1 protein-coding gene is annotated in these 2,087 nt (G+C 76.9%); it reads right to left on the bottom strand.

Annotation, left to right across the window (positions count from 1 at the left end; translation table 11 throughout):
* Positions 1-1,993, bottom strand: a 1,993-nt coding sequence (locus AB0K37_RS41860) for a hypothetical protein (protein WP_363991715.1), incomplete at its 3' end; no start/stop codon positions are given.
* Between the last annotated feature and the right edge of the window lie 94 nt (positions 1,994-2,087).

The following is a 2,087-nucleotide window of genomic DNA, read 5'->3' on the forward strand; positions in this document are numbered from 1 at the left end:
GCCCCGCCTGCGGCACGGCGGCGGGCGCCGGCGGGGCGGACGTCCTCCTCGCGGTCCGCGTCTCGGCGGCGCGGTGCGGCCCGCGCAGCGTGTACTCGGTGATGTCGGACGAGAGGCCGAGGTCGGCCGCGTGCCCGCGAGCCGCGTGCAGCAGGGCGGGCACGACCGCGTCCTGCGCCGCGTGGGCGACCACGGTCAGCAGGAACGGCGCAGTGCCGCCGGCCCGCACCAGCTCGTCCACCTCCGCGGGCGTGAGCCCGCCGCCCTTCGACCGGTCACCGGCCCGGTAGACGGCCCGGAGCAGGAGTGTGTACGCCTTGAACCGCAGGTCGGGCTCGTCGGGCCACGCCTTCTCCACCAGGTCGGCGAGGAACCCCCTGGCCAGCGCCGCGTCGCAGGCCGCCCGCTTCTCGGCGGGCGTGGGGCTGCGCTTGGCCATCACCTGGCACACGGGTTCGAGGAGGCCCGGCTGCCCGGGCTGCTCGGCCAGCCCCTGGATCAGGTCGGTGCTGGACAGGACGCCCAGCATGTCCTCAAGCACCGACGGCGGGGCCTTCCGGCGGCGTGCCTGCGCGGCGAGCTGGAAGACGTGGGCGCGGTCGTCTCCGAGCACGTCGGCGAGCGCCGCCCACGGCCGGAACTGCGTCGCCTCCGCGTCGGCGGGAAGCGCGCCGAGCACCGGGGCCAGGTCGGTGACGGGGTCGCCGTACGCCAGGTGCAGGACGGTCCGGTACAGCTCGTTCTCGTCCTCCGTGCGCAGGCCGCAGCCCGAGACGATGGCGTGGATCGTCTCGTGGAACATCTCGGTCTCGCGCATCAGCGCGCGGACGTCCTCGTCACCGCGCCGGTCGCCGCGGCTCCACTGCCGGTAGGCGGCGCGCATGAAGTGCGGGGCGGCCTTGACGTGGTCGCTCGGCGCCAGCACCCTGCTCCAGTCCAGCAGGGTGGCCGCCTTCATGCCGGACAGGAGCCGGGCGAAGGTGTCGTCGGACGCGGGGTCGAGGCCCGCGCCGATCGCGAAGTAGACGGCGCTGTACTGGTCCGCCGAGGTGGCCTTCGGCAGCCCGGCGTACCAGTTCGCGAGGACGCGCCTCGCCTCCGCCGCGGTGAGGCCCATCCGGCGGGCGGCCTGGAGCAGCCGTTCGGCGGTGTCGTGGTCCTTGCCGGCGTCGGCCAGGTACCGGTCGGCGGCGATCTGCCGCAGCGTCCGGGCGGCCTCGGACAGCCCGGTCGGCTTCGCCTCCGTCCAGCGCAGCAGCCGGTCGGTGAGCTGCGCCATGCCGGCGTTCCGCAGGTCGGCGCGCAGCCGCTCCTGCCCGTCCGGGCCGTTCAGGTAGCGGCGCGCGGGCTCGTCCAGCGTGCCCGCGATCGCCCGGTCGACGAGGTCGAGGACGCCGGTGGCCCGCTGGTGCTCCGCCTCCACCCAGTCGGCGAGGGCCGCGGTGGACGTCAGCGGCGCGCGCGGCCGGGTCAGCGAGGCCGGCGGCAGGTCGGCGAGAAGCCCGGCCACCCGCGCGACGCCGGGGTCGGCGCCGCCCGTGGTCGTCAGCGCCGTGGTCGTCAGCGGCGTCCGCCCGTTCCTGGCGTCCGGCAGGCCGACCGCCAGCAGCCGGGGCCGCAGCTCGGGACGGGTGACCTGGGCGCCCAGCAGCATCGTCAGCGGCGCCGTCCCGGCGACCCCGTCCAGCCGGCGCACGAGCCCGGCGACCAGGCCGACGTCGTCCGGGGAGATCTCGGCCAGGTACGCGTCGCACGGCGCGGTGAGCACCCCGGCGAGCAGGCCGGCCAGCGCGTCGCGGCGCGCCGACGGTTCGTCGAGCCCGGCCCGGGCGTGCGCCCACAGCGCGGTCGCGTCGAGCGCGTCGAGGTCCGGGGGCGTCGCGCCGAGCCGGTCCGGCGTGCTCCAGTCCGGCCAGCGGTGCAGGCCGAGCACCAGCGCCGCGTTCACCACCGACGCCGGGCCGACGAGCGCGTGCACGAGCTGGGAGGGCACTGCGTGCGGCCTTGGCCTCCTCGGCGAGCCGCAGCGCCTCGTCCAGCGAGCCCGCCCGCACGTCGCAGTAGCGGTGCTCGACCCGCCGCTCGAT

The sequence above is a fragment of the Actinomadura sp. NPDC049753 genome (assembly GCF_040674655.1).
GTDB classification, from domain to species: domain Bacteria; phylum Actinomycetota; class Actinomycetes; order Streptosporangiales; family Streptosporangiaceae; genus Spirillospora; species Spirillospora verrucosospora.